Raw genomic sequence first — 26,345 nt, 5'->3', positions numbered from 1 at the left:
GGGGGCGCGCCTCGTCGTATGCTGTCAAATCGGGCATTCCTTGGGTTGTGCGGCGAGGATATCCTCGATATTCAACATGGCAATCATGGTTTCTGCGATCTCGCGTTCCCCCATCACCACATAATCTGCGCCGTGCTCGGTAATGTAGGCAACTTCGTCGTCATAATGCGCCCTGGCGATGATTTTTATGTCGGCCCGTCGGGCGCGGGCCGAGGCGACGATTTCACCGGTTTCGTACCCGTTGGGGATGGTCAGCAACAGAAAGCTGGCGCAATCCAGCCGGGCAATTTCCATGATATCGGGACGGGTGGCGTTGCCCAGTACCGCCTTAATACCTTGTTCCCTCAGCGCATCGACCCGGGCCCGTGACGTCTCAATCACCACTATCGGGATACCGGCTTGATGCAGCCTGGCGCCGATCAGGCTGCCGACGCGACCGTAGCCGACCAACAAAGCGTGATTGCACAGGTCGATAGGGATCTGTTTTTCTTCCTCAATGGCTTCTTCGACGATCTGTTCTTCAATGGTTTCGTGCTTTTCCAGATACCGTTCCAGCAGCGAAAACAGCAAGGGGTTGAGCATGATCGACAAAATGGCGCCCGCCAGCACCAGGTGCCGACCATTATCAGACAGCATGCCCAGCGCGATGCCGAGCCCGGCGAGAATGAAAGCGAACTCGCCGATTTGCGCCAGACTGACCGAGATGGTGAGCGCGGTGCGTTTAGAGTGGCCGAACAGTCGCACCAGAAAGAAGGCGGCCATGGATTTACCGAAGACGATGATCAGTAATGTGCTCAGTACCGCCAGTGGTTCATTGATCAGCACCATTGGGTCGAACAGCATGCCGACGGACACGAAAAACAGCACGGCGAAGGCATCGCGCAGCGGCAGGGTGTCATGTGCGGCGCGTTGGCTGAGTTCCGATTCGTTCAACACCACGCCGGCAAAGAACGCACCCAGGGCAAAAGACACGTCGAACAGTTTAACCGCACCGAAGGCGATCCCCAGCGAAAGCGCCAGTACCGCCAGAGTGAACAGCTCGCGCGAGCCGGTACTGGCGCTTTTTGCCAGCACCCAGGGGACGACGCGCCGCCCGACAACGACCATCAGAGTGATGAATGCGACGACTTTACCGAGGGTGAACAGCAGATCGCTCAACAGTTTGCCGGTGTTGGTGCTCGAGGTGTTCAGCATGTCGCCAAATGCCGGTAGTAGCACCAGCGTCAAGACCATCGCCAAATCTTCGACGATCAGCCAGCCGATGGCGATTTGACCACGCTGGCTGTCTATTAGCTGACGTTCTTCCAGCGCTCGCAGCAATACCACGGTACTGGCCGTCGACAGGCATAGGCCGAAGACCAACCCTTCAGTCAGGCTCCATCCCAACAATGTGGATAATCCAACCCCCAGTAACGTCGCCATAATGATTTGCACTACGGCGCCAGGGATGGCTATCGACTTTACCGCCAGCAGGTCTCGCAAGGAGAAATGCAGCCCAACACCGAACATCAACAGGATGACGCCCAATTCTGCAATTTCCGACGCCAGTTTGGTATCGGCGACGAATCCGGGCGTAAAAGGGCCGACCAGGACGCCCGCCAGCAAATATCCCACCAGCGGGGAAATGCGTAGGCGGTTAGCCAAAATGCCCAGCAAGAAAGCCAGAACCAGTCCCATCGCCATGGTGGAAATTAACGGTGTTGTCTCATGCATTCCGACTCCTTTGCTATGTGCAACCAGATGGGAGGATATCCAAAGCCTGCGGCGCTGCCGTGCCGGGGCTCGGAGTGATCATGGCGCCTGAATAATCAGCCCATGAATGTGCATTAGAAAGGTGGAAACACCATGAGGAACAGATTGAACCCGGAAAATCACAGAGTGTGATAAATGTTGTCTTCCACCCTTTAAATCAGTGTAACATATGTTTTCATATAAAATATTGATTTTATCTTTGATATATATAGTGAATTTAAATGCTGTCTATGGTGCTAATGCAATAGCATAGTCTTTGCTCCGGTTTCGGTTTCCGCAACAAGCTATTGCACAATGAAATGACCCGCCGATGACGCATTTTTTTCCTCAAGCATTCATAAAGGCGTCAACGGCATTAATAAAATTTGTGTTAAGTTGTGCTCCTGATTAATAAGTGTAGGCTGGATAAGGCCATTAAGCGTGCCAATCTGGCGTTTTTAGGTAAAACGGATGGATACGCTGAACAGATGAGTCACCTAAATCAGCAACGGGTTAATCATTTATAAGAAATTCATATTACGGAGATCGGCTATGCGTTTTTCTTTTAAGACTTTGGGTGGCGCGACGGCATTGGCGCTGGCACTGGCATCACCCTATTCAATGGCATGGGAAAAAGATAAGACTTACACCATCACCATCTTGCATACCAATGATCATCACGGACACTTCTGGCAGAACGACTACGGCGAATACGGTTTGTCGGCACAGAAAACGCTGGTGGATCAGATTCGTAAGGAAGTGGCGGCCAAGGGCGGCAGTGTGCTGCTGCTGTCGGGCGGGGATATCAATACCGGTGTGCCGGAATCCGACCTTCAAGACGCCGAACCCGATTTTCGCGGTATGAAGCTGGTGGGTTATGACGCCATGGCGATCGGCAATCATGAATTCGATAACCCGATGTCAGTGCTGCGCCAGCAGGAAAAATGGGCCGGATTCCCTTTGTTGTCCGCCAATATCTATCAAAAAAGCACCAAAAAGCGGTTGTTCAAGCCTTACGCACTGTTTAGTCGTCAGGGGATCAAAATTGCAGTGATTGGCCTGACGACGGACGATACCGCCAAGATCGGCAATCCAGAGTATTTCACCGATATCGAATTCCGCACGCCGGCGGTGGAAGCGAAAAAAGTGGTCGAACAGCTGCGTAAGAACGAGAAGCCGGACGTCATTATCGCCGCCACACATATGGGGCACTATGACAATGGCGAACACGGTTCGAATGCGCCGGGCGATGTGGAAATGGCGCGCAGCCTGCCTGCTGGTTATCTGGATATGATTGTGGGGGGTCATTCGCAGGATCCGGTGTGCATGGCCAGCGAAGATAAAAAACAGGTGAATTATGTTCCCGGTACGCCCTGCGCGCCGGATCGTCAGAACGGCACCTGGATTGTTCAGGCCCATGAGTGGGGCAAATATGTGGGACGCGCCGATTTCACGTTTCGTAACGGTGAATTAAAACTGGAACACTACCAACTGATCCCGGTCAATCTGAAGAAGAAAGTGGAAAAAACGGATGGAACCAGCGAGCGCCTTTACTACACGCAGGAAATTACCCAGAACCCGGAAATGCTGAAAATGCTGACGCCTTTCCAGGAGAAGGGAAAAGCGCAGTTAGAGGTGAAAGTCGGTAGTGTGGATGGGCACCTGGAAGGGGATCGCAATAAAGTGCGTTTTGTGCAGACGAATCTGGCGCGCGTCTTGTTGTCTGCCCAATTGGAACGCGCCAAGGCTGATTTTGCCGTGATGAGCGGCGGCGGCGTGCGTGACTCGATCGAAGCGGGGGATATTACCTATAAAACGCTGCTGAAGGTTCAGCCGTTTGGCAATACGCTGGTTTATGCCGACATGAAAGGCAGTGATGTGGAGAAATATCTGGCGGTGGTCGCCAATAAGAAGGTGGACTCCGGCGGTTATGCACAATTTCTGAATGTGAGCCTTGAAGCTGACGGTACCGGCGTGAAAAACGTCAAAATCAAAGGTGAACCGCTGCAAGCTGATAAAACCTATCGCATCTCTACGCTGAGTTTCAATGCGACAGGTGGCGACGGTTATCCGAAGATCAATACCTTGCCGAGTTATGTGAATACCGGTTTTGTGGATGCGGAAGTATTAAGACAGTATGTTGAGAAAAATTCCCCGCTGAAAGTCGCCGATTACGAGCCTAAAGGCGAGATCGTTTATAAATAACCGGGTTGTCTTTTTAAATTGAATATAGGGTGGTTTCTGTCCTGACGATGGATTGAACCCCCCTTTTTTCTCGCCGATACCTCCGTCTTGTAAACCGGTTCAGCCAGCAGGTCTTTATTTTCCTGATGATCTGCGACGATGCGTGGTGCACGATATCCCCGCCCTATTTCCCGTTACAGGCGTGTTTGGCCTGATGACTCGCCCGATTTGGCCGCAGCAAGTTGCGTTCACATCGGTTCACAGCGGATTTGTCACTTCCCCGCATCACTGACCACCGTCAATTTATGAGGATTCGCTCACTTGCCGCGTTTGCCCTAAAGGGCTAAGACGTTGCGTTGTTCAACCTCCATGTGTTGCCCTGCACGTCGAATTATTTAGGGAATACCGAAAATGATTGCGCACATTATTATGACGGTCTGTATCCGGCTACGGAATGATTACTATTTCCCTGAATGAGGATGGCATTATTGGGTTAGGATTAAATCATAATTATTGATGGGTTTTATTTTTTCAGACAGAAAAAAAGATAAGCACGTTTATATTCTCGGCTATTGGCAGTGGGGAATAATTGTGACTCTATTCAACATTTCACTATGGTGTTTGGATGTTTCATAAAAAGGCTTGGTAGCATGACTTATATTTCAATAACGGGTGGTAAATAAATGAAAATATCCCTCGTCAGGAAACTGTGGTTTCCTCTCGCTATTAGTTTGCTGTTTCTGGCTGGAACGCTTTTTCATAATTCATTAAAGATTAAACAGGATCAAACCGCACTCAGAAAAGGTGAATTAATGCACCTTACCCAAATGGCGATGAGTGTGGTAAAAACCAACGCAGAGCTGGCCCGGAGCGGCCAAATCTCTCAGGATGAAGCGCAGCAACGCGCGCTGAGGGAGATCAAAGAACTGCGTTATGGTGAAGCCGGGTACTTCACCATACTTAACTCTCAACCGCGGGTATTGATGCATCCAACAAACGAGAAGTTGATAGGTTTGGGAAATGACGTCAAAGATGCTAATGGTGTTTATATTTATCGGGAGATGGTGGCGGTAACAAAAAATGGCCAATCTGCTTACACAACGTATGATTTTCCCCGACCCGGTTCGACCGATCCCAAACCTAAAGTGGCTTATAATTCGCGTTATGAGCCTTGGGATTGGATAGTCACCACCGGGCTTTATGTCGATGATATTGATGATGCCTTTTATTCTGCGCTGTATCAGAATGGAATCATCTTTATCGTGGTCAGCGGCGTGCTTTTCTTTTTTGCCTATTATATTAACCGCAGTATTTTACGCACCCTGGGCGGCGAACCGACTTATGCCACGGAAGTGGCGGCGCGTATTGCTGCGGGCGATCTTTCCTATCCGATTAACACAGTATCTGGCGACAACGTCAGTTTGTTATATGAAATGGGCGTGATGCGGGAACGTTTGACTACCGTGATTAGCGAAATTCGCTCCGGAGCTGAAACCATCAGCAGCAGCAGCGATGGGATCGTCGCCGGTAGTGTGGATTTATCATCACATATTGAACAGCAGGCGGCGTCTCTGGAGAGTACCTCTGCCAGTATGGAAGAAATTACCTCCACCGTGAAACAGAATGCGGAAAACACCGGCCAGGCGCGCCAGCTGGCTTATTCCGCTCTGGATATCGCTTCCCGCGGCGGGGCTGTGATGCAGGAAGTCAACGACACCATGAAGGGGATCTCCGAGAGCTCGGATAAAATCGCCAACATCACTGAAGTCGTTAATAACATTGCCTTTCAGACCAATATTCTTGCCCTGAACGCCGCGGTGGAAGCCGCCCGTGCGGGTGAACAAGGGCGGGGATTTGCTGTCGTAGCAGGTGAAGTTCGTAGCCTTGCTTTGCGTAGTGCGGATGCGGCTAAAGAGATCAAATCGTTGATCGAGGAGTCAGTTTCCCGCGTCAATAGCGGTTCAACGAAGATAAAACAGGCAGGCAGCAGTATGGCCGATGTGGTTGGGGCGGTACAGCGCGTGGCGGAGATTATGGCGGAGATCTCTACGGCAACCGAGGAGCAGAGTAAAGGTATCACCCTCATCAATCAGGCGATTGTCCAGATTGACTCGGTCACGCAGCAAAATACCGCGTTGGTACAACGGACGGTGGCGTCAGCAAACGAATTGGAGGTTCAGTCCCAACGGCTGAAGGAGTCCGTTGCGTATTTTAACACCGAGGGCAACGGGCGGCAGGACGACGCGCGGACGGTATCCCCCGTGGCCTTGCTGAAACGTTAAGCAGCTTATAAGAAGGAGCCTATCTCAATAGGCTCTTTTGCTCGCCATCCGGCCCCCGCTCAGTGCTCGAACCCCCCACGTTCTGTGGGTCTGTACCGGTTTACTCGCCTGCTTGCCAGTGTGGGCGGGCAACTGCCCCATCCGTGCAAGATGCATTGCATGCTGTCTTCACACCGTTCGGGCCCAAGCTGGCAGTGCCAATGGCGCCTGTTGGCGTCGGCGCTGATCCTTTACCGTGGCTCGGATATTGCCATACGTTGACGGAAGGCGTCCTCATTGAGGACGCTGGATTACTGCATCGGCAATGTCACTTCAGATAGGGTATCGGGCCAGGTTTAATCGGATTTAGCGCCGCAGCGCTGAGGTGTTGGGCATTTACCCTATTGTTTGCACCAAAAACCGGGCAACTCCCCAAACTCTTGTTTTGCTTTCTAAAGCGTGATCGCCACAGCCGTTTTAGGTCGTCGGCAATGTTACATTCAAATAAATGAAACGGTGTTTTATTTTTGGGGATGACTATGCATAAAGGTGTGGTGTTGTCGGTACTGGCCTCCTGTGCCCTGGCGGCGCAGGCGGAGGAAAAGATAGCCTTCCCCGAGCGGGTATGCGATGTGACTCACTATGGCGCTGAGGGGCAGCGTCTGCAGATAGCGCTGAATACGGCGTCGTTTCAGAAAGCGATTGATGAATGCGCAGCCGCCGGCGGCGGCACTGTGCTGGTGCCGGCGGGCAACTATCTGGTGGAACCGTTGTTTCTGAAAAGCAATGTGCGCCTGCATTTGGAAAAAAACGCCACGCTGGTGGCTTCAACCGGAGAGAGCGCCTACCGCGCCACCGATAGCACCCGTTATGCCGAGGCGGAAAACGGCTGGCTGCCGTTTATCAGTATTGCCGATGCGCAAAACGTCGCCATTACCGGCGAAGGCAGCATCGACGGTCAAGGGGCGGTGTGGTGGGAGCGTTGGCGTGCGGCAATCCGTGCGACAGGCAAAAAGGGCGGAACCGACCGTCCACGGTTAATTTACGTGACCCGTTCCAGCCGGGTACTGATTGACGGCGTGACGCTGACTAACTCTCCCAGCTTCCATGTGGTGATGCGTTACGCCCGTGATGTGACGGTAAACGGCGCTCGCATTATCGCGCCCTGGCATGCGCCGAACACTGATGCCATCGATCCTATCGACAGCCAGAACATTCGTATTACCAATAACTATATCGACTGCAATGATGACCATATCGCCATCAAAGCGGAGAAACCGGACAGCCGTTTTCCGGACGGGGTGGTCGACAATATCTACATCGCCAACAATGTGTTAATGCAGGGGCGCGGTATCTCCATCGGTAGCGAAACCTCCGGCGGCGTTAACAATGTCTTGGTGGAAAACAACCGTTTCGAGGGATCGATGTACGGTATTCGCATCAAGTCGCTGCGCGGCAAGGGCGGAGAGGTGAAAAACGTGACCTATCGTCATACGCGGATGGTGGATGTGGGCGTGCCGCTGGTGTTCTCCGGCTATTATCAAGCCGCGCCGATTGTACAAGCGGAGGTGGATAAATTACTGCTGGCGGGAGGATTCATGCTGGGTGAGCAGATTTATCCGCCGGATACCGAGCCGGCACAACCGTTCGACAAGGTGAAAACGCCGCATTTCAGCCAGGTTAAAATCATCGATCTGGAATCGACCGGTCATAGCAAAGCCGCCGGGTATATTATCGGCGTGCCGGAAGCGCCGTTGAGCGGCTTCCAATTTGAGCAGGTGCGGATTGAGGCTGAACAAGGGCTGCGGGTGCGCAATGCGGCGTTGGCGACGAAAGGGATGGCGCTGAATATCCAGAAAGGTGACGCCGTACAGTTGGATAAAGGGGCCAACGTTACCCGCTAACTACCGAAGCAACCGTTATGAAGCGGCAGCAGAGGGCAACACTGGCCGTGGAGTCCTCTGCTGTCGTCTTCAGTCGCGCTTGGCGATGTCGGCGAACTGCGCTTTCAGCAAACGGGCCAGATCGACAGCGGCCAGTTCAATATCCAGCCCTCGTTTGCCGCCGGAGATAAAAATGGTGCCGAACTGCTGCGCCATATCGTCAATCACCGTCGGCAACAGTTTTTTCTGTCCCAGCGGGCTGATGCCGCCCACCAGATAGCCGGTAACGCGCTGCGCGATTTGTGGGTCGGCCATATCGGCTTTCTTCGCCGCCAGCGCTTTGGCGACTTTTTTCAGATCCAACTGCGATGCGACCGGCGTGACGGCAACCGCCAGCTGTTTAGCATCGCCGTTCAACGATACCAGCAGGGTTTTATAGACCTGTTGCTTATCCAGGCCCAGCTTGCGCGCCGCCTCTTCACCGAAATTGGTGTCATCGGCATCATGGTGATAACTGTGGATCGTGAATGAGACTTTATTCTTCTCAAGCAGTTTTACTGCAGGTGTCATAGCGTTGGATCCTTACCTCTGAAAGAGAATTGCATTGCGCTCACTATTCGACGATGGGGGCGCTGTCCGTAGGAGATTCATCATGGGCAAGATGCCTATGATGGGGGGCTGTTTCCAGCCAATAACTGCGACAAATTGCCTTCGCCATACAGGTGCAACGCGCCTACCGCTACCACATACCGGCCGGCAGGGAGTGCGAGCAATTGCTGTTGCCAGCGTTGATTGCGTTGATGCATCAGCATCTCCGTCATTTGATTGCCAAACGTCGGGGGCACGTTGCCGATGTGTACCGGCTTATCGCTGACCCACCAACTGACCATGGTTTGCAGCAGACGGGCGTTGGTATGCCAGTGATGTAACGTGTCTTCCAGTAACAGCATCCCATCCTGGGGTAATTGCAGCAGCAGTTCCATTTGGCTCTGCTGGCCTTCCAGTTCAATGATGGGAAGCGTACGCTCCCGGGCGGCGTGAATCAGTTGATAGTCAATACCGTAACCCGGCCTTAGCCCTAACATCATTGCCTGCCTCGCCTGCAGCATCAGTGCAGCCTGCCAGGCGGGCAGGTGATCGAGACTGGCGTAGCTGAATGACAGTTCGTCGCACAAGCGTTGCAGGCGTTGTAGCGTATCCGCAGTCAGCCGTTCCGCCATCGGCGGTTCGGCGCCGATGGTGTCAAACGGGGAACCGCTGTCGGCGATGTCCGCTTCGACGATCAGCGCGGCGGCGCCATCCAACTGCTGTAGCAGCGCGGGTGGCAACGGGCTCATATCGACGGTACCCATATGGATGCTGCCCACCAGATGAAAGTGGCGTTGTGGCTCAACCTCAACGTCTACTGCGGGATAGCGGTAATGTGACGAGGGCAGTAGGCCGAGAAATGCGGCAATCCGGCGCAGCAGATGCTTCATGTCGATGTCTCCGATGGCGAAGCCCTTATGCTAAACGGATTCGGCAAGGCGCTGCAATTAAGCATGACATTTGAACTGCTCGCGTGGATATAACGGTGGTCGGGTGCCGAGGCCGGTGGTGCGACCGCAGGAGGAGGCGCCCTGCCGGGAACCTCCCCTTGCGTTTCCCCGCTGTATGGGTTAGCGGTTGGCGGCGAAGCGTTTATCTGGCACCGGGTGAAAAACGCAGTAACCGGTTGGCATTGCTGACCACGGTGATGGAGGACAGTGCCATGGCCGCACCCGCCACCACCGGGCTGAGCAGGGTGCCGGTGAACGGGTAGAGTAAACCGGCAGCAATGGGGATCCCCAGCGAGTTATAGACGAAGGCGCCCAGCAGGTTCTGCTTCATGTTGCCCAGCGTGGCTTTCGACAGTTCAAGCGCATCCGCCACGCCTTGCAGACTGTGACGCATCAACGCCATGGTCGCCGTTTCCACCGCGATATCGCTGCCGCCGCCCATGGCGATGCCGACATCCGCCTGCGCCAGTGCCGGGGCATCGTTGATGCCGTCGCCGATCATCGCGACTTTCCGTCCGCCCGCCTGCAACTGCCGGATGGCATCGGCTTTGCCGTCTGGCAGAACGCCGGCGATAACCTGATCGATACCGGCTTCCTGCGCGATGGCGTGGGCGGTGGCCGGATTGTCGCCGGTCAGCATCACCAGCTGATAACCCTGGCGATGCAAGCGTTTCAGCGCGGGGATGCTGTCCTGCCGTAAGGTGTCCTGAATAGCGAACAGTGCCACGACGTTGTTGTCCGCCGCCAGTAACACCGGTGTGATCCCTTGCCGTGCCAACTGTTCCAGGCTTTGCTGCGGCGAGCGTTCACCCGTCGGCACCGTCAGGTTGATGCCATGCTGGGTCAGTAACGCCGGATTGCCCAACAGCAGCTCGACTGTTCCGCATTGACCGCTGATTCCAAGCCCCGGCAAGGTGCGGAATGTATCAATGATGTGTAGCGGAACGCCCTGTGCACGTTCGACGATGGCTCGCGCCAGCGGGTGGCTGGCGCCTTGTTCCAGCGAAGCCGCCCACGCCAGCGCCTGCTGTTCGCTGGCGCCGCCAAATGTATGGATGGCGACCACGCGGGGTTTCCCTTCCGTCAGCGTGCCGGTTTTGTCGAACACCAGAACGTCCAGTTGACTGGCCTGTTGCAGCGCGTCGGCATCCCTGACCAGAACGCCCAGTTCCGCCGCCCGGCCAACGCCGGCAATGATCGACATCGGCGTGGCCAGGCCCAGAGCGCAAGGGCAGGCGATAATCAGCACGGTGGTGGCGATAACCAGCGTATAAACCAGCCGGGGTTCCGGCCCGACGGCATACCAAATGGCGCCGCTTAGCAATGCGATCGCCACCACGACGGGCACGAAGACCGCCGAGATACGATCTGCCAGTTGCCCGATCGCCGGCTTGCTGCTCTGTGCCTGACGCACTAGCCGGATAATCCGAGCCAGTGTCGTTTGGTTGCCGATAGCCTGAGCCTGAAAAATCGCGCTGCCATCTTGAACCTGTGTCCCGGCGTGGAGAGCATCGCCACCGTTTTTTTGCTGTGGGAGCGGCTCCCCGGTCAGCATGGCTTCGTCCAGCCAGAGTTCGCCCTGTTCAATGCGGCCATCGACCGGGACGCGGTCGCCGGTGGTCAGCCGCAGGCGCATTCCTGCCTGTACCTCGGACAGCGGGATTTGGCGATCGCCCTGCGGCGTGACCAGCCTGGCCGTTGGTGGCGTCAGGTCGAGCAGACGTTCCAGCGCCTGCGATGAACGCTGGCGGGCATTTTGTTCCAGCGCATGACCGAGGTTGATTAACCCGATGATCATGGCGCTGGCTTCGTAATACAGGTGGCGTGCTTCCATCGGAAACTTGTCGGGCCACAGGTTGACGGTGATGGAGTAAAGCCAGGCTACGCCGGTGCCCAGCGCCACCAGCGTATCCATGGTAGCGCTGCCGTTTCGCAGGCTACGCCAGGCATTGCGGTAGAAATGGTTGCCGGCGATCGCCATCACCGCCAACGTCAGAACGCCGATCGCCAGCCAGCCGGCGCGGTTGCTGGCGGTCAGCATCATACCGTCGCCAAAGAGACCCCATAGCATCAGCGGAATGCCTAACAGCATCCCCAATGCCGCCTGCCAGCGGAAGCGGCGCATGGCTACCTGGGCTGTCTGCTCGCGTCGGGTGCGGCGTTCCGCCTCGTCTAAAATAATTTCGGCGCCGTACCCGGCGTTTTCCACTGCGCTAATCAGGGCTTGATGCGGCGCATTTCCGCTGACCAGCGCGCTGCGCTCGGCCAAATTGACGCGCGCTTGCTTCACGCCGGGAACGTTTTGCAGCGCCTGTTGTACCCGGGCGACGCAACTGGCACAGCTCATGCCTTCCAGCAAGAGCTGTACGCTGTCGTCATCGTCGCCGGAGGCGGTGTTGGCCGGATGTGTTGCAGATGCCGCTGACAGGTGCTCCGGCGAAGCGTCTGTCGGTGCCAGCGGCTCAGATTTTGGGAGTGAAGACGCCTCTGCCGGGGCCGCATGAAATCCGGCTTGCTCGACGGCGCTGACCAGTGTTTGCGCATCGGCGCTGCCGTAAATCCGGGCCTGTTCCAGCGAGACTTCTACGGCGCTGACGCCAGCGACCGCTTCCAGCGCCTTGCGGGTCGAGGCGACGCAATGCTGACAGTTGAGGCCGGAGAGCGACAACGTGGTGTCCGGCGTAGTGGCCGGGCTGGCTTCATACCCGGCTTGAACGATTGTTTCTATCAGCGCCGCGTTGTCCGCTTCGCCGGTAACGTTGGCGTAGGTCAATGATACGTCAGCTTTTTCCACGTCAGGGCGTGATTCCAGCGCCTTTTTAACTCTGCCGACGCAATGCTCGCAGGATAAGCCCTGGAGCGATAACAAAACGGTTTGCGACATAATAGTATTTCTCCGTGATCACAGTCGGACGCCAAAGGCGTTGACCAAGAGGGTGATTTTGATTAGTTGTAGTGAGCGTAAACCTTCCAGCAAGGTCAGGGTCAAGGGGGGAAAATGAATATCAGTGATGTTGCCAGAAAAACCGGCCTTACCAGCAAGACCATCCGTTTTTACGAGGAAAAAGGGGTCATGACGGCGCCGCTGCGCTGTGAAAACGGCTACCGTAGTTACGATACGCATCATATCGAAGAGCTGACGCTGCTGCGCCAGGCCCGCCAGGTCGGTTTCACGCTTGAGGAGTGCCGCGAGCTGGTGGTGTTGTTCAATGATCCAGAGCGGCATAGCGCAGATGTGAAATCTCGTACTTTGCAAAAAGTGCACGATATTGAAAAACAGATTGAGGAACTGCGAGAGATGCGCCAGCGTTTGTTGGTGTTGGCGGATAGTTGTCCCGGCGATAACAGCGCCGATTGCCCCATCATTTCTCATCTGGCCGGCTGTTGCCATCGGGGGCCTTCAAGCGATATCGACGATGAAGGCGGGCGATAAGGTATTCGGTGTTCGGCCGCTATGGTTCAGTTAAGCGCCGCAGTATGCGGCCAGGCGCAGTCTGGTCGGCGGGGCGACCGCAGGGGTGAGGCGTCCCGCCGGGAACCGCCCCCTGCGTTTCCCCACCGGTCGGGTTTAGGCCGGCGGTCTGACTTTCAGCGTGATGCCTTCCACATCCACGATTTCCACCACCGTGCCGGCGGGAAGATCCCTCTCCGCCTGGACGCGCCAGCTACTGTCGCCAATGTCGATGCGGCCGATGCCGTTGACTAACGGTTCCGTCAGTGTGGCGTGCCGGCCAAGCAACTGCCGGCCACGTTGATTGAGCGTGGAGACGGGTTCTTTACGGCTACGTTGCCGCAACCAGTGCCACCAGAGCAACGCGGTGATGATGGTCAACAGGGCGAAACTAACGCTTTGCCAGGCCCAGTCCAGCGGCAGTAGCCAGGTTAGTACGCCGGTCAGCATGGCTGATAAGCCACTCCACAGCAGATAGCCGCTGGCGCCCAGCATTTCCGCCGCCAGCAGTAAACCGCCCAGCGATAGCCAGAACCAGTGACTATTCCCCTGTAGCAGCTCAATCATGCGCTTTGCTCCGATCGGCTTTGCTTTCTTTGAGCAGCTCGGTGATGCCGCCGATGGCGCCCATCAGGTTGCTGGCGTCCAGCGGCATCATGACGACCTTGCTGTTGTTCGCCGCACCGATGGTTTCCAACGCCGAGGTATATTTCTGTGCTACGAAGTAGTTGATCGCCTGAATATTGCCTGCGGCGATCGCTTCAGACACCATCTGGGTGGCTCTGGCTTCCGCTTCCGCCGCACGTTCGCGGGCTTCCGCCTGCAGAAAAGCCGACTGCCGTTCCCCTTCCGCCATCAGGATCTGCGCCTGTTTTTCCCCTTCTGCCTTCAGAATCGCCGCCTGACGTACCCCTTCGGCTTCCAGAATATCCGCTCGTTTGGTGCGTTCCGCTTTCATCTGGGCATTCATTGATGCAATCAGCTCTGCCGGTGGACGGACATCGCGGATCTCAATGCGGGTAACTTTAATGCCCCACGGATTGGTGGCTTCATCCACAATATGCAACAACCGGCTATTAATGCTGTCGCGCTGTGAAAGCATCTCGTCCAGCTCCATCGACCCCAACACGGTACGGATGTTGGTCATGGTCAGATTGATGATCGCCAGTTCCAGGTTGCTGACCTCATAAGCGGCGCGGGAGGAATCTACCACCTGGATGAAGCAGACGGCATCAATGGTGACGTTGGCGTTATCTTTGGAGATGATCTCCTGGGACGGAATATCCAGTACCTGCTCCATCATATTGATTTTACGGCCGATGCGATCCATAAACGGCACGATGAGGTTCAGCCCCGGCTGTAGCGTGCGGGTGTAACGCCCGAAGCGTTCAACCGTCCATTGATAGCCTTGCGGTACGATTTTGATGCCTGACCAGACGATAATGAGAGCGACGACAACCAAAACGGGAATAAAAGTGAGCATCTTGCATTTTCTCCATGTGCCTGTGCTATCCGGCAGTGTAGCGCAGCTGGCTAAAAAGCAAATGAGAAGGTGAACAGGGATGCGATCTTTGCGAGCGGCATGCGGCCGCGAAAAACAGGTTCACGCCGCCGAAACGACGTGAAAAAGGACACCGTTTACATATCCAGTTCGATGTCGTCCAACGGGCGGCAGCAGCAGGGCAGAATCTCGTCCTGTTGCAGACAGGCCAGCGGCGTTTCCCGGTAGACGACCTTGCCTTTGAGCAGACGCAGGCGGCAGGAGCCGCAATAACCGGAGCGGCACTGATATTCCACCTTGACGCGCTGGGATTCCAGTGCATCCAGTAGGGAGTCATGCTGGTCGGAATACATCAACTGCGCACCGGAGATGCGCAGTGTGACGGTAGCGATACTCATGGCGGTTATAGCTGGAAATCGCTGAGATCGTCAGCGTTGATTTCCGCATCAATCTGGCCGACCAGATAAGAACTGACCTCGACTTCCTGCGGCGCTACCTGCACGTTGTCGGACACCAGCCAGGCGTTGATCCACGGGATCGGGTTGGTGCGGGTTTCAAACGGCAGCGGCAACCCGACGGCCTGCATGCGGATGTTGGTGATGTATTCCACATACTGGCAAAGAATATCTTTGTTCAGGCCGATCATCGAACCGTCGCGGAACAGATATTCCGCCCACTCTTTTTCCTGCTGGGCCGCCATCACGAACAGGTCGTAGCACTGTTGCTGGCATTCTTCCGCCACTGTTGCCATTTCCGGGTCGTCCTGGCCGGAACGCATCAAGTTCAACATATGCTGGGTGCCGGTCAGATGCAGTGCTTCGTCGCGGGCGATGAGTTTGATGATTTTGGCGTTGCCTTCCATCAATTCACGCTCGGCGAAGGCGAAGGAGCAGGCGAAGCTGACGTAGAAGCGGATAGCTTCCAGCGCATTGACGCTCATCAGGCACAGGTAAAGTTTTTTCTTCAGCTCGTAGACGTTGATGTCCACCGTCTTGCCGTTGACCTGATGGGTGCCTTCCCCCAGCAGATGGTAATAGCTGGTGAGTTCAATCAGTTCGTCATAGAAACCGGAGATGTCGCGCGCGCGCTTGAGGATCTCCTCATTGGTCACGATGTCGTCGAAGACCACCGACGGATCGTTGACGATATTGCGGATGATGTGGGTGTAGGAGCGGGAGTGAATGGTTTCCGAGAATGACCAGGTTTCCACCCAGGTTTCCAGTTCCGGGATGGAGATCAGCGGCAGCAGCGCCACGTTGGGGCTGCGGCCCTGAATGGAATCCAGCAGCGTTTGGTATTTCAGGTTGCTGATGAAAATGTGCTTTTCGTGTTCCGGCAACGCTTGGTAGTCGATACGGTCGCGGGACACGTCGACCTCTTCGGGACGCCAGAAAAAGGAAAGCTGTTTTTCAATCAACTTTTCAAAGATTTCATACTTTTGCTGATCGTAACGCGCTACGTTGACCGGTTGACCGAAGAACATCGGTTCCTGTAGCTGGTCGTTTTTGTTTTGTGAAAAAGTGGTATAGGCCATGGTATCTCCAAACCGTTCGGCGACGGGCTGCGACGCCGAACTCTGACAACGTGCAGTGACCGGATTATGTCATCCCCGATAAGCGGGGGGATCCATCGTCAGTATATTGTTGGTATCAGGATGGATACCTGCAGGGCAGGTATGACGCAATGACGACATTGCTGTTATCGACCGCACGGAACACCACGGCGGGCGCCCGTGCGGCAAACAGCCATTTCTGGCTCAGATTTTACACGCGCCGCTTTCGCAGCCGTCGTCCTGAGGCGTGGTGTCCAGCAGGTCGTCCTGAACATCCTCGGCGCCGTCGCGGGTGTTCTGGTAGTAAAGCGTTTTCACCCCGAACTTGTACGCCGTGAGCAAATCCTTCAGCAACTGTTTCATCGGAACCTTGCCCGAGGGGAAACGAGACGGATCATAGTTGGTATTGGCGGAAATCGCCTGATCAACGAACTTCTGCATGATCCCCACCAGTTGCAGGTAGCCGTCGTTGGACGGCATATCCCACAGCAGTTCGTAGGCGTCTTTCAGCGTTTCATATTCCGGTACGACCTGGCGAAGAATACCGTCTTTGGACGCTTTGATGCTGATATGGCCGCGCGGTGGCTCGATACCGTTGGTGGCGTTGGAGATCTGCGATGACGTTTCCGACGGCATCAGCGCGGACAGCGTCGAGTTACGCAGGCCGTGGGTTTTGATGCTCTCGCGCAGCGTTTCCCAGTCGAGATGCAAGGCTTCGTTGCAGACGCTGTCCAGATCGCGTTTGTAAGTGTCGACCGGCAGGATGCCCTGCGCATAGGTGGTTTCGCCAAACCACGGACAGGCGCCTTGTTCCTGCGCCAGAACGTTGGAGGCTTTCAGTAGGTAATACTGAATGGCTTCAAAGGTGCGGTGCGTCAGGTTGTTGGCGCTGCCATCGGAGTAACGGACGCCGTGTTTTGCCAGATAGTAGGCGAAGTTGATGACGCCGATGCCTAACGTGCGACGCCCCATGGCGCCGCGTTTGGCGGCCGGGATCGGATAGTCCTGATAGTCGAGCAGGGCATCCAGCGCGCGTACCGCCAATGTCGCCAACTCTTCCAGTTCGCTCAAATCGCTGATGGCGCCGAGGTTGAAGGCGGACAGCGTACAGAGCGCGATTTCACCGTTCTCGTCGTTGACGTCTTCCAGCGGCTTGGTCGGCAGCGCGATTTCCAGACACAGGTTGGACTGGCGAACCGGCGCAACCAGTGGATCGAACGGACTGTGGGTATTGCAGTGATCAACGTTCTGGATGTAGATACGCCCGGTGGAGGCACGTTCCTGCATCATCAGAGAAAACAGTTCCACCGCCTTGAGCTGTTTCTTGCGGATACTGTCGTCCTGTTCGTATTGCACGTACAGACGCTCGAATTCATCCTGATCGGTAAAGAAGGCGTCATACAACCCCGGAACGTCGGAAGGGCTGAACAGCGTGATGTCCTCGCCTTTTACCAGACGCTGGTACATCAGTTTGTTGAGCTGTACGCCGTAGTCCAGATGGCGCACGCGGTTGCCCTCGACGCCGCGGTTGTTTTTCAGTACCAGCAGGCTTTCCACTTCCAGATGCCACAACGGATAGAACAGCGTGGCGGCACCGCCGCGGACACCGCCTTGAGAACAGGATTTCACCGCCGTCTGGAAATGTTTGTAGAACGGAATGCACCCGGTGTGGAACGCTTCGCCGCCACGGATCGGGCTGCCCAATGCCCGGATGCGACCGGCATTGATGCCGATGCCGGCGCGCTGGGAGACGTATTTGACGATCGCGCTGGAAGTGGCGTTGATGGAGTCCAGACTGTCGCCGCATTCGATCAGCACGCAAGAGCTGAACTGACGGGTCGGGGTGCGCACGCCGGACATGATGGGCGTCGGCAGCGAAATCTTAAAGGTGGAAATCGCATCGTAGAAACGCTTCACATAGTCCAGACGGGTTTCGCGTGGATAACCGGAGAACAGGCAGGCCGCCACCAGAATGTACAGGAATTGGGCGCTTTCGTAGATGTCACCGGTCACTCGGTTTTGAACCAGATATTTCCCTTCCAGCTGTTTCACCGCAGCGTAAGAGAAATTCATATCCCGCCAGTGATCGATGAAAGCGTCCATCAGTGTGAACTCTTCCTGGCTGTAATCCTCCAGCAGATGGCGGTCGTACTTACCCATATCGACCATTTTCACTACGTGGTCGTACAGTGTGGGCGGTTCGAACTGGCCAAAGGCTTTCTTGCGCAGGTGGAAAATGGCCAGGCGGGCGGCAAGGTACTGATAATCCGGACTTTCGCGGGAGATCAGGTCAGCGGCCGCCTTGATGATGGTTTCATGAATGTCCGCAGTTTTGATGCCGTCATAGAACTGGATGTGGGAACGCAGTTCCACCTGCGATACAGAGACGTTATGCAGACCTTCTGCCGCCCATGTAATCACCCGGTGGATTTTGTCCAGATTGATGCGTTCTTTACTGCCATCGCGTTTGGTAACGAGCAGACTCTGGTTCATTGAGCTGGTACCTGTGTGGTTTTTACCCCTTTCATTTTCAATGGCTGAAAATGTAAATGAAAAATAGTGCCTCTCACTAGAAGAAAACACTATATATAGGGGGTGGGGTTGAATTTGATAACAAGATAATGTGAAAAATGTTGTATTGCAAGAGAACAAAAGCGCCTGTTTTTGTGGATAACATAGGGAAGATGTGTTGCAAAAATGCTGCATCCCAGCCGTGGTGCGGCTTTGTTTTCTGTCAATCAGCCGTGAGGGAAAATAAAAAAATTGATCGAGTGCCGGTTTCTTGCGCGACGCTGAAAAACGTCAACTTGATTCCGATGCGAATGGCGTGAGCGGTGCGCGGCATCCTTGATGTTTATCGGCGACGCATTGCCCGGCGGTGGTGTTTGACGAAAATGTATCCTGCTCGAACGCCGATGAAGCAAACCATCGGCGCGGCATTTTCGAGAAACTTACGGCAAGGATGCGGAAATGATTAATGACCGGCGGGAGCGTCGTCGCGCCAAGTGTGAACCATGTAGTTGACGTCGACGTTGCGCCCCAGGCGGAAGCTGTCGGTAAGCGGCTGATAGCTCAGCCCGGTGATGTGGCGCTCGCGTAACGGCGTGTCGTCTATCCAGCCCAGCAATTCCGCCGGCCGGATGAATTTTTTGATGTTGTGGGTGCCGCGCGGCACCATGCCGGTCAGGTATTCGGCGCCGACGATCATCATCAGCCAGGCTTTGGGGTTGCGGTTGATGGTGGAGAAAAAGACGTGGCCGCCGGGTTTGACCAGCCGGGCGCAGGCTTCAACCACCGAGCGCGGATCCGGTACGTGTTCAAGCATCTCCATACAGGTCACTACGTCGTATTCGCCGCCGTGGGCTGACGCATGGCTTTCCACCGTTTCCTGTACGTATTCTACGGCGACGCCGCTTTCCAGCGCGTGCAGCCGCGCCACCATCAGCGGTTCGCTGCCCATGTCCAGGCCCGTGACCTGCGCGCCTTCCCGCGCCATGCTTTCCGCCAGAATGCCGCCGCCGCAGCCGACATCCAGCACTTTTTTGCCGAACAGGCCGTCTGCGCGCGCGATGACGTAGTTCAGGCGCAGCGGGTTGATACGGTGCAGCGGTTTGAATTCGCCTTCCAGATCCCACCAGCGGGAGGCTACCGCATCAAATTTGGCGATTTCGTCATGGTCGACGTTTGGAACGGATGTTTCTGCATTCATGGGGGGAGTAACCTTTCATTATTTGCGCTGTGGCGAGTATATCCGTCCCCCGGCGGATGTTGTAGTCGCTTGAGCGGGATTCGCCGCCCGGCGAGGCGTTATCCCGCTGAAAAGAAGACGGAAGGAAACGCCGTGGAATTTCCCCTGAAACCCCGCTTTGTGATATGATTTTCCACCTTTTAAACTCGGGTATGAATAGAGGGATAGCGGCTCCATGAGCGACCTTGCCAGAGAAATTACACCGGTCAACATCGAGGAAGAGCTGAAAAGTTCATATCTGGACTACGCCATGTCCGTTATCGTCGGGCGTGCGTTACCGGATGTTCGCGATGGTCTCAAGCCGGTGCACCGCCGCGTACTGTACGCGATGAGTGTGCTGGGCAATGACTGGAACAAGCCTTATAAGAAATCGGCCCGTGTGGTCGGGGACGTTATCGGTAAATATCACCCGCATGGTGATAGCGCGGTCTACGATACCATTGTGCGCATGGCTCAGCCGTTTTCACTGCGCTATATGCTGGTGGACGGGCAGGGCAACTTCGGTTCCATCGACGGCGACTCCGCCGCAGCGATGCGTTACACCGAAGTCCGTATGGCCCGAATTGCCCACGAACTGCTGTCCGACCTGGATAAAGAAACGGTGGACTTTGTGCCCAACTATGACGGCACAGAGCAGATCCCTGATGTTATGCCTACCCGCATCCCGAACCTGCTGGTCAATGGTTCCTCCGGCATCGCGGTGGGGATGGCGACCAACATTCCGCCGCATAACCTGTCTGAAGTCATTGATGGCTGCCTGGCCTATATCGATGATGAGAACATCAGCGTTGAAGGGCTGATGACCTATATTCCCGGCCCGGACTTCCCGACGGCGGCCATCATCAACGGTAAGCGCGGCATAGAAGAAGCGTACCGCACCGGCCGTGGCAAAGTGTACATTCGTGCGCGCGCCGAAGTGGAAGCGGATGAGAAAAGCGGCCGCGAAACCATCATCGTGCATGAAATTCCCTATCAGGTGAACAAGGCGCGACTGATCGAAAAAATCGCCGAACTGGTCAAAGACAAACGTATTGAGGGCATTAGCGCGCTGCGTGACGAGTCTGACAAAGATGGGATGCGCATCGTGATTGAAATCAAACGCGATGCGGTCGGCGAGGTGGTGCTCAACCATCTGTATTCCCAGACCCAGATGCAAGTGTCGTTCGGCATCAACATGGTAGCCCTGCATCAGGGGCAGCCGAAGTTGATGACACTGAAGGAAATTCTGGCCGCGTTTGTACGCCACCGTCGTGAAGTGGTGACGCGCCGTACCATTTTCGAACTGCGCAAAGCACGGGAACGGGCCCATATCCTGGAAGGGCTGGCGGTCGCGCTGGTCAACATCGATCCGATCATTGAGTTGATTCGTCACGCCTCTACCCCGGCTGACGCCAAAGCAGCCCTGGTGGCGCAGGCGTGGGAGCTGGGCAGCGTGGCCGCTATGCTGGAACGTGCGGGTGATGACGCCGCGCGTCCGGAATGGCTGGAGCCGGAGTTCGGCATTCGTGACGGCAAATATCACCTGACCGAGCAGCAAGCGCAGGCGATTCTGGATCTGCGGTTGCAGAAACTGACCGGGCTGGAACATGAAAAGCTGTTGGATGAGTATAAGGAACTGCTGACGCAGATCGCCGCGCTGTTGTTCATCCTGCGTAGCCCAGAGCGCCTGATGGAGGTGATCCGTGAAGAGCTTGAGGCGATCAAGGAACAGTACAACGATCAGCGCCGCACCGAAATCACCCACAATAGCGCCGATATCAATATCGAAGATTTGATTTCCCAGGAAGACGTGGTAGTGACCCTGTCGCATCAGGGATATGTGAAATACCAGCCGTTGAGCGACTATGAGGCCCAGCGCCGCGGCGGCAAGGGCAAATCGGCGGCTCGCATCAAGGAAGAAGATTTCATCGATCAGTTGCTGGTGGCGAATACTCACGACACCATCCTGTGCTTCTCTAGCCGCGGTCGCCTCTATTGGCTCAAGGTGTATCAGTTGCCGGAGGCCAGCCGTGGCGCTCGTGGCCGGCCGATCATCAACCTGTTGCCGTTGGAGCAGAATGAGCGCATCACCGCTATTCTGCCGGTACGTGAATACGAAGAAGGCCTGAACGTATTTATGGCTACGGCCAGTGGTACGGTGAAGAAAACGGCGTTGACTGAATTCAGCCGTCCGCGTAGCGCCGGCATCATTGCCGTCAATCTGAATGAAGGCGATGAGTTGATTGGCGTCGATCTTACCGACGGCAGCAACGAAGTCATGCTGTTCTCCGCTGAGGGTAAAGTGGTGCGTTTCTCCGAGTCGGCGGTGCGTACCATGGGCCGTACTGCTACCGGGGTGCGTGGCATCAATCTGCAGGATGACGATCGCGTGGTATCGCTGATTGTGCCGCGTGGGGAAGGCGATATCCTGACCGTAACCGAAAATGGGTTCGGTAAGCGCACGGCTATTAACGACTACCCGACCAAATCTCGCGCCACCAAGGGCGTCATTTCCATCAAGGTCAGCGAGCGTAACGGTAAAGTGGTCGGCGCGGTTCAGGTGGATACCACCGATCAGATCATGATGATCACTGACGCCGGCACGTTGGTGCGTACTCGTGTGTCAGAAGTCAGCATTGTGGGCCGTAATACACAAGGCGTGACGCTGATTCGTACCGCAGAGGAAGAGCGAGTAGTCGGCCTGCAGCGCGTCGCGGAACCGGTAGAGGATGATGAACTGGATGGCGTTGTCGCCGTGGACGGTGAAGAGCTGGCGGAAGACATGCCAGATGAGCCTGATAACGAGGATGACGCGCCGGTGGACGACGAATAAGTCCTCGCGTTTTCGATACCAAGCCAGCGTCCGGTGCGCTGGCTTTTTTTATGCGGAATGGTACTGTATCGGCTGTTTCGGCCTGTTCCCCTGATCTGATCACCTTATGGTACACCTGTGAAAATCGTCGCTTCCTTTCAGACCACACTAAAAGTTTCACGGTACATGTTCCGTGTACTGTCAATGGTGTTGTGGTTGCTGGGTATGGTGATTTCGGCGTTCTATTTCAACAAGGCGTTGCATGAACGCGAGTCCTACCTGCGTCAGATTTTCGCGCTGAATTTCGATCAATCGCTTGGCTATATTCACCATGTGAACGATGTCGCCCACGAGTTGAAGTATATCGCGGCGAACCGGCTCGCTACGGTTCCGGTTCGCCAGGATCGGCTGGCGCCGGTCAAGGCACCGTCGTTTGCGGTTTACCCGTTGTCACAAAGTGTGGATTGCGGATCCCTGTATGAAAAAAATGCCGCCAAACTGCAACAGTTGACCCGTTTTTTTACCCAATGGCGCGATGATTTTTCTTCGATTTACGATCTAAACCGTCTGTTCTTTATCGACAACGCGCAGCAGTGCATCGTCGATTTCGGTATTCGCAACCCGTCGTTGGATCGGGATGGTTTACTGCGGAATGTGCAGGAGCATCTGCAGGATCAGCAGACTAATCGGTTGACCGGCAGGCGTGATGACAGCCTCTTTTGGATAACCCCCGGCCCATCGTCCGACACGGGCTATCTCTATTCGCTGACGCCGGTCTATGTGGATAATCAATTAGTGACGACCATCGGCATTGAACAGGCTATTCGGCTGGATGATTTTGTGCTGAGTAACGATTTGCCGTTGGGCGTCAAGCTGCTCGATCAAAACAATAAGCCGTTGTTACAGCTTGCGGATGGCGTAGGCAGCAACCTCTACCCGGACGCGCTCGATTATTTTGGCTATATCGATGGTTACAACACGCTGATTATGAAAAAGGCGTTGCCGCCAACGACGCTCAGCGTGGTGTATTCATTGCCGCTGGAAAGCATTCTGGCCACGCTGAATTCACAAATCGTGAATCTGGTATTGCTGAATCTGGCCGGCGCCATCGTGTTGTTGGTGCTGACGCGGTTGTTTGAGCGCCGGATTTTCCTGCCGGCCGAGCGGAACGCCCTTCAACTGGAGGAGAATGAGCAGTTTAATCGCAAGATTGTGGCTTCTGCGCCGGTCGGCATCAGTATTTTACGCATCAGCGACGGCACCAACATGATCAGCAACGAACTGGCGCATAACTATCTTAACCTGCTGGCCTATGAAGACCGGACGCGCATCACCAAAATTATTTGCGAGCAGCAATCCAAATCGCTGGACGTAGTGACCAGCCGTAATCATCACTTGCAAATCAGCTTTGTGCATTCCCGCTATCGCAATGAGAACGTGGCGATTTGCGTCTTGCTGGACGTCAGTGCCCGCGTGCGGATGGAGGAGTCGCTGCAGGAGATGGCCAACGCGGCCGAGCAGGCCAGCCAATCTAAGTCTATGTTCCTGGCGACCGTCAGCCACGAATTGCGCACGCCGCTGTATGGCATTATCGGCAATCTCGACCTGCTGCGGACGAAGTCATTGTCACGCGATGCCAATCGGTTGGTTGAGGCGATGCAGAACTCATCGTCGCTGCTGTTAAAAATCATCAGCGACATTCTCGATTTTTCTAAAATTGAATCCGAACAGCTTAAGATTGAGCCGGGCAGATTTGCGCCGCGCGAGGTCATCAACCATATCATTAGCAATTACCTGCCCCTGGTGGTGAAGAAACGGTTGACGCTTTATTGCTATATCGAGCCTTCGGTTCCGGTGAGCATACTGGGCGACGCGGTGCGCCTGCAGCAGGTCTTGTCTAATTTGCTCAGCAATGCCATCAAGTTTACTGATACCGGATGCATTGTGTTACAGGTTCAGCAGCGACATGACGGTTATCTGGCGTTTCAGGTGCGTGATACCGGGGTGGGGATTGATCCTCGTTCGGTGATGAAACTGTTCGATCCTTTCTACCAAGCCGGTACCGGCGTACAGCGCCACTTTCAGGGGACGGGGTTGGGGCTGGCTATCTGCGAGAAACTGGTCAGTCTGATGGATGGCGATATTTCCATCGAATCTGAACCGGGTCTCGGAAGTTTGTTTGGCGTGCGTATTCCCTTGTATCAGGCGCAATATCCACAAACGCTCGTCAATCCGGAGTTGCAGGGCAAGGTGTGCTGGCTGTGGATAAAAAATAGCTATATGGAGCGTTACCTGCAGGCATTGCTGTCTGCTTGTGGTATGGCGGTACGATATGGTGAGGAACCGGCGGTCGGTGCGGAAGATGTGGTTATTTTTGATGACTCGCTGGATATCGCGCTGAATCCCCACGCCCGCATTTTTATCAGCGGTATGCACACCGGCACTGCGCAGGAAACCGGTGCCGGCCAGTGGGTACACAGCACGGCCGCTCTCCATGATTTGCCGTTGTTGCTACAGCGTATTTATCGAGGGGCGGAGGCGCTGCCGGGCGAAGCGCCGGTATTGCCGAGCGCCAGTTACGACCGTACCGCAAATGGCGATATCCGGATTTTGGTGGTGGATGACCATCCGATAAACCGGCGATTGCTGGCTGATCAATTGGGTTCGCTGGGGTATCAGGTTATTACCGCCAAGGACGGTCTGGATGCGCTGGATGTTTTAAGTAAAAATCCGGTCGATATCGTGTTGACGGATGTCAACATGCCCAACATGGACGGCTACCGCTTTACCCAACGGCTGAGGGAAATGGCGCAGACTTTTCCGGTCATCGGCGTTACCGCCAACGCGCTGGCGGAAGAGCGTCAGCGTTGTCTTCAGGCCGGTATGGATAACTGCCTTTCCAAACCGGTAACGCTGGAGACGTTGCAGCAGTCCTTGTCTTACTACAGTAACCTGGTGAGGCAAAGCAAGAACGACAACGTGTCGTCATGATAAACATTGAGTGGTATGTGACGGGGGCAGGGAGGTGAATCTCCCTGCCTGTCGGGGTTATTCGCTGTCGGCGTCGGCAGGCGATACGCCGACGGAGGAGAGGTAGTTCAGCAGTGCGATGTCATTCTCCACGCCCAGCTTGGTCATGGCTGATTTCTTCTGGCTGCTGATGGTTTTGATGCTGCGATTGAGTTTTTTGGCGATCTCCGTCACCAGAAAACCTTCGGCAAACAAACGCAGCACTTCGCTTTCTTTGGGGGAAAGGCGTTTGTCGCCATAACCGCTAGCGCTGATTTTTTCCAGCACTTTACTGACGCTCTCCGGTGTGAATTTCTTGCCTTTCTGCAATGCGGCGAGCGCTTTTGGCAGGTCGGTGGGGGCTCCCTGCTTCAACACAATCCCTTCGATATCCAGTTCCAGCACGGCGCTGAGGATCGCCGGGTTGTTGTTCATCGTGAGCACGATGATCGAAAGATGCGGGAAGTGTCGTTTGATGTATTTGATCAGCGTGATGCCGTCGCCGTATTTATCGCCGGGCATCGACAGGTCGGTAATTAATACACTGGCATCCAGTTTGGGTAAGTTGTTGATCAGCGATGTCGAGTCTTCGAATTCACCGACCACGTTCACCCAGTCGAGCTGTTCGAGGGATTTCTTGATGCCGAAAAGAACAATCGGATGGTCGTCTGCAATAATGACGTTTAAAGTGCTCAT

17 protein-coding genes are annotated in these 26,345 nt (G+C 55.2%); 6 read left to right on the top strand and 11 right to left on the bottom strand.

The genetic code is table 11. The features are described 5' to 3' along the window. Positions 1 to 24 precede the first annotated feature (24 nt). Positions 25 to 1,713 carry a YbaL family putative K(+) efflux transporter gene (ybaL, locus tag HEP82_RS06365; protein WP_192457304.1) on the bottom strand — a complete coding sequence of 563 codons (1,689 nt, stop codon included), beginning with the start codon at positions 1,711 to 1,713 and terminating at the stop codon, positions 25 to 27. A gap of 570 nt (positions 1,714 to 2,283) precedes the next feature. Between ybaL and ushA the strand changes: the two genes are divergently transcribed. From ushA to HEP82_RS06350, 3 genes are all read left to right on the top strand, one after another. Continuing rightward, positions 2,284 to 3,936, top strand: a complete 1,653-nt coding sequence (ushA, locus tag HEP82_RS06360; protein WP_192457303.1) for a bifunctional UDP-sugar hydrolase/5'-nucleotidase UshA — start codon at positions 2,284 to 2,286, stop codon at positions 3,934 to 3,936. 662 nt (positions 3,937 to 4,598) lie between these two features. Beyond that, entirely contained in the window at positions 4,599 to 6,197 is a 1,599-nt protein-coding gene (locus HEP82_RS06355) for a methyl-accepting chemotaxis protein (protein ID WP_192457302.1), read from the top strand. A gap of 518 nt (positions 6,198 to 6,715) precedes the next feature. Further along, a complete protein-coding gene (locus HEP82_RS06350) occupies positions 6,716 to 8,080 on the top strand; it encodes a glycoside hydrolase family 28 protein (RefSeq protein WP_192457301.1) in 1,365 nt (454 codons plus the stop codon). Positions 8,081 to 8,149: 69 nt separating this feature from the next. Here HEP82_RS06350 and ybaK read toward each other — a convergent pair whose 3' ends face one another. The 3 genes from ybaK to copA form a co-directional block, all read right to left on the bottom strand. Further along, complete coding sequence (ybaK, locus tag HEP82_RS06345) at positions 8,150 to 8,629, bottom strand: Cys-tRNA(Pro)/Cys-tRNA(Cys) deacylase YbaK (protein WP_192457300.1); 480 nt, start codon at positions 8,627 to 8,629, stop codon at positions 8,150 to 8,152. A gap of 95 nt (positions 8,630 to 8,724) precedes the next feature. Further along, positions 8,725 to 9,537 (bottom strand): TraB/GumN family protein, encoded by an 813-nt coding sequence (locus HEP82_RS06340; protein WP_192457299.1) that lies wholly within the window; start codon positions 9,535 to 9,537, stop codon positions 8,725 to 8,727. Between the two features lie 202 nt (positions 9,538 to 9,739). Further along, complete coding sequence (copA, locus tag HEP82_RS06335; RefSeq protein WP_192457298.1) at positions 9,740 to 12,481, bottom strand: copper-exporting P-type ATPase CopA; 2,742 nt, start codon at positions 12,479 to 12,481, stop codon at positions 9,740 to 9,742. A 114-nt stretch (positions 12,482 to 12,595) separates the two neighbouring features. Here copA and cueR point away from each other — a divergent pair, with 114 nt between their 5' ends. Beyond that, a complete protein-coding gene (cueR, locus tag HEP82_RS06330) occupies positions 12,596 to 13,030 on the top strand; it encodes a Cu(I)-responsive transcriptional regulator (protein ID WP_192457297.1) in 435 nt (144 codons plus the stop codon). Between the two features lie 135 nt (positions 13,031 to 13,165). On the opposite strand, the gene HEP82_RS06325 is transcribed toward cueR, so the two are convergent. The 6 genes from HEP82_RS06325 to ubiG form a co-directional block, all read right to left on the bottom strand. Next, positions 13,166 to 13,615, bottom strand: coding sequence for an NfeD family protein (locus HEP82_RS06325; protein ID WP_192457296.1), 450 nt, complete (start codon positions 13,613 to 13,615; stop codon positions 13,166 to 13,168). Then, a complete protein-coding gene (locus HEP82_RS06320) occupies positions 13,608 to 14,531 on the bottom strand; it encodes an SPFH domain-containing protein (protein ID WP_192457295.1) in 924 nt (307 codons plus the stop codon). The genes HEP82_RS06325 and HEP82_RS06320 overlap by 8 nt, the downstream gene beginning before the upstream one ends. Before the next feature lie 155 nt (positions 14,532 to 14,686). Next, a complete protein-coding gene (yfaE, locus tag HEP82_RS06315; protein WP_012764657.1) occupies positions 14,687 to 14,947 on the bottom strand; it encodes a class I ribonucleotide reductase maintenance protein YfaE in 261 nt (86 codons plus the stop codon). Positions 14,948 to 14,952: 5 nt separating this feature from the next. Then, positions 14,953 to 16,083: a class Ia ribonucleoside-diphosphate reductase subunit beta gene (nrdB, locus tag HEP82_RS06310; RefSeq protein WP_192457294.1), complete on the bottom strand. Its 1,131-nt coding sequence runs from the start codon at positions 16,081 to 16,083 to the stop codon at positions 14,953 to 14,955. A gap of 222 nt (positions 16,084 to 16,305) precedes the next feature. Beyond that, a complete protein-coding gene (nrdA, locus tag HEP82_RS06305; protein ID WP_192457293.1) occupies positions 16,306 to 18,594 on the bottom strand; it encodes a class 1a ribonucleoside-diphosphate reductase subunit alpha in 2,289 nt (762 codons plus the stop codon). 481 nt (positions 18,595 to 19,075) lie between these two features. Beyond that, a complete protein-coding gene (ubiG, locus tag HEP82_RS06300) occupies positions 19,076 to 19,810 on the bottom strand; it encodes a bifunctional 2-polyprenyl-6-hydroxyphenol methylase/3-demethylubiquinol 3-O-methyltransferase UbiG (RefSeq protein WP_012764660.1) in 735 nt (244 codons plus the stop codon). Positions 19,811 to 20,024: 214 nt separating this feature from the next. Between ubiG and gyrA the strand changes: the two genes are divergently transcribed. Together gyrA and rcsC are read left to right on the top strand one after the other, a co-directional pair. Continuing rightward, positions 20,025 to 22,661, top strand: a complete 2,637-nt coding sequence (gene gyrA, locus HEP82_RS06295; RefSeq protein ID WP_192457292.1) for a DNA topoisomerase (ATP-hydrolyzing) subunit A — start codon at positions 20,025 to 20,027, stop codon at positions 22,659 to 22,661. A 117-nt stretch (positions 22,662 to 22,778) separates the two neighbouring features. Continuing rightward, on the top strand, positions 22,779 to 25,631 hold the full coding sequence (gene rcsC, locus HEP82_RS06290) for a two-component system sensor histidine kinase RcsC (RefSeq protein ID WP_192457291.1): 2,853 nt from the start codon (positions 22,779 to 22,781) through the stop codon (positions 25,629 to 25,631). 57 nt (positions 25,632 to 25,688) lie between these two features. Here the strand turns inward: rcsC and rcsB are convergent, their stop codons facing one another. Beyond that, positions 25,689 to 26,345 (bottom strand): response regulator transcription factor RcsB, encoded by a 657-nt coding sequence (gene rcsB, locus HEP82_RS06285; RefSeq protein WP_012764663.1) that lies wholly within the window; start codon positions 26,343 to 26,345, stop codon positions 25,689 to 25,691.

The organism is Musicola keenii (assembly GCF_014855505.1).
Lineage (GTDB): Bacteria > Pseudomonadota > Gammaproteobacteria > Enterobacterales > Enterobacteriaceae > Musicola > Musicola paradisiaca.
Note: the sequence above shows the minus strand (reverse complement) of the source record. Positions and strands in the feature narration are given on the sequence as shown.

Coding starts and splice junctions, on each gene's coding strand:
- ybaL (WP_192457304.1), bottom strand. CDS start 1,713: ATGCATGAGACAACACCGTTAATTTCCACCATGGCGATGGGACTGGTT.
- ushA (WP_192457303.1), top strand. CDS start 2,284: ATGCGTTTTTCTTTTAAGACTTTGGGTGGCGCGACGGCATTGGCGCTG.
- HEP82_RS06355 (WP_192457302.1), top strand. CDS start 4,599: ATGAAAATATCCCTCGTCAGGAAACTGTGGTTTCCTCTCGCTATTAGT.
- HEP82_RS06350 (WP_192457301.1), top strand. CDS start 6,716: ATGCATAAAGGTGTGGTGTTGTCGGTACTGGCCTCCTGTGCCCTGGCG.
- ybaK (WP_192457300.1), bottom strand. CDS start 8,629: ATGACACCTGCAGTAAAACTGCTTGAGAAGAATAAAGTCTCATTCACG.
- HEP82_RS06340 (WP_192457299.1), bottom strand. CDS start 9,537: ATGAAGCATCTGCTGCGCCGGATTGCCGCATTTCTCGGCCTACTGCCC.
- copA (WP_192457298.1), bottom strand. CDS start 12,481: ATGTCGCAAACCGTTTTGTTATCGCTCCAGGGCTTATCCTGCGAGCAT.
- cueR (WP_192457297.1), top strand. CDS start 12,596: ATGAATATCAGTGATGTTGCCAGAAAAACCGGCCTTACCAGCAAGACC.
- HEP82_RS06325 (WP_192457296.1), bottom strand. CDS start 13,615: ATGATTGAGCTGCTACAGGGGAATAGTCACTGGTTCTGGCTATCGCTG.
- HEP82_RS06320 (WP_192457295.1), bottom strand. CDS start 14,531: ATGCTCACTTTTATTCCCGTTTTGGTTGTCGTCGCTCTCATTATCGTC.
- yfaE (WP_012764657.1), bottom strand. CDS start 14,947: ATGAGTATCGCTACCGTCACACTGCGCATCTCCGGTGCGCAGTTGATG.
- nrdB (WP_192457294.1), bottom strand. CDS start 16,083: ATGGCCTATACCACTTTTTCACAAAACAAAAACGACCAGCTACAGGAA.
- nrdA (WP_192457293.1), bottom strand. CDS start 18,594: ATGAACCAGAGTCTGCTCGTTACCAAACGCGATGGCAGTAAAGAACGC.
- ubiG (WP_012764660.1), bottom strand. CDS start 19,810: ATGAATGCAGAAACATCCGTTCCAAACGTCGACCATGACGAAATCGCC.
- gyrA (WP_192457292.1), top strand. CDS start 20,025: ATGAGCGACCTTGCCAGAGAAATTACACCGGTCAACATCGAGGAAGAG.
- rcsB (WP_012764663.1), bottom strand. CDS start 26,345: ATGAGCACTTTAAACGTCATTATTGCAGACGACCATCCGATTGTTCTT.